3 protein-coding genes are annotated in these 1,513 nt (G+C 77.5%); 2 read left to right on the top strand and 1 reads right to left on the bottom strand.

Annotated elements, in window-relative coordinates; all coding sequences use genetic code 11:
• A partial coding sequence (locus tag GTW08_RS29045) for a helix-turn-helix domain-containing protein (RefSeq protein ID WP_275939027.1) occupies window positions 1–351 on the top strand: 351 nt, incomplete at its 5' end.
• Between the two features lie 10 nt (window positions 352–361).
• Here GTW08_RS29045 and GTW08_RS29040 read toward each other — a convergent pair.
• Window positions 362–1,252 carry an alpha/beta fold hydrolase gene (locus GTW08_RS29040; RefSeq protein ID WP_073577507.1) on the bottom strand — a complete coding sequence of 297 codons (891 nt, stop codon included), beginning with the start codon at window positions 1,250–1,252 and terminating at the stop codon, window positions 362–364.
• Between the two features lie 38 nt (window positions 1,253–1,290).
• Between GTW08_RS29040 and GTW08_RS29035 the strand changes: the two genes are divergently transcribed.
• On the top strand, window positions 1,291–1,513 hold a 223-nt coding region (locus GTW08_RS29035), incomplete at its 3' end, for a hypothetical protein (RefSeq protein WP_202417855.1).

Here is a 1,513-nt window from a genome sequence, read left to right as displayed (position 1 = left end):
GTCGCCGCGCTGCTCGCCGAGCTCGCCCCCGGCCGCGACGTGCGGCTGTCCGCCGGGGCGCTGCGGACGGTGAGCAGGCACCCGTGGCCGGGGAACGTGAGCGAGCTGCGCGACGCGCTGACCGCGGCCCTGGGCCGGCGGCCGGTGGGTGTGGTCGAGGCGACCGACCTGCCCGAGTCCTGTCAGAGCGCGCCGTCCGGGACGCTGCGGGCGGTGGACCGGGCCGAGCGGGACGCGATCGTCGCCGCGCTGCGCGACACCGACGGGAACCGGGCCGCCGCGGCCGCGGCGCTGGGGGTGGCCCGGTCGACGCTGTACCGGAAGATCGCGCAGTACCGGATCACGGGCTGAGCGGGCCGCATCACCTCGTCAGGAACGCGGTCAGCTCCCGCGCCACCTCCTCGGGGCGCTCCTCGGGCAGGTAGTGGTCGGCGTCCAGGGCCGTCCCGAGCACATCCGTGGCGTAGCCGGCCCACACCGCGGTGACGTCGTAGGACCGCCCGACGAAGGAGTGCGCGCCCCACAGCGCCAGCAGCGGCGCGGTCACCCGTCGGCCGGCGTCCGCGCCGTCGTGGACGCGGTCGATTCCGGCCGCGGCGCGGTAGTCGGCGCACGACGCGGCGATCGCGGCCGGGTCGGCGAAGCAGCGGACGTACTCGGCGACGGCGCGGTCGTCGAACGGGGTGCCGCCGTGGTGGCGCGACCGCATCCGGGCGGTGACCCAGAACTCCGGGTCGCCCCCGATGAGCCGCTCCGGGATCCCGGCCGGGGCGGTGAGGAAGAACCAGTGCCAGTAGCCCAGCCCGAAGCCGGCGTCGGCGGTGTCGAACGCGTGGCGGGTCGGGACGATGTCGAGCACCGCCAGCGCCGACACCGCGTCCGGTGCGTCGAGGGCCAGCCGGTGCGCGACCCGGCCGCCGCGGTCGTGCCCGGCGACGGCGAACCGGTCGAACCCGAGCTCCCGCATGACGGTGAGCTGGTCGGCGGCCATGGCACGCTTGGCATAGGCGGCGTCGTCCGGGCCCGGGGGCGGCTTGGCGCTGTCGCCGTAACCGCGCAGGTCGGTCGCGACGACGGTGAACCGCTCGGCGAGCAACGGCGCGACCCGGTGCCAGATCGCGTGGGTCTGCGGGTAGCCGTGCAGGAGCAGCAGCGGCGGCCCGGATCCGCCGATCACGGTGTGCACCGCCGTCCCCGCCGCGTCGACCGTGCGGGCGGTGAACGGGGCGGGCAGCAGGGTCCGCGGGCTCATCGCGCCGGCCCCCCGGGGGCTGGGGTAGGACGGGCGGCATGCCGCTGCCGGGCCCCGTGCCGACCGACCCCGTGCCGACCGACCCCGTACGACCCGGTGCCGCGCTGCCGGACACCGTCCTGCTCTGGGACGCCGACGAGGTCGCCGACCCGCCTCCGGAGCCCTGCTGCCTGGCCGGGACCGCGCCGGGCGACCGGGCCGTGGTCTACCGCACCGGGCCGGGCGGGGGCGTCGCCGCGCTGTTCGCGTTCACCGGTCCCG

Origin of the sequence: Pseudonocardia sp. SID8383 (assembly GCF_009864975.1) — a bacterium.
GTDB classification, from domain to species: domain Bacteria; phylum Actinomycetota; class Actinomycetes; order Mycobacteriales; family Pseudonocardiaceae; genus Pseudonocardia; species Pseudonocardia alni.
Note: the sequence above shows the minus strand (reverse complement) of the source record. Positions and strands in the feature narration are given on the sequence as shown.

Bases quoted from the DNA above. Each gene is read 5' to 3' on its own strand.
- GTW08_RS29040 (WP_073577507.1), bottom strand. From the start codon at position 1,252: ATGAGCCCGCGGACCCTGCTGCCCGCCCCGTTCACCGCCCGCACGGTC.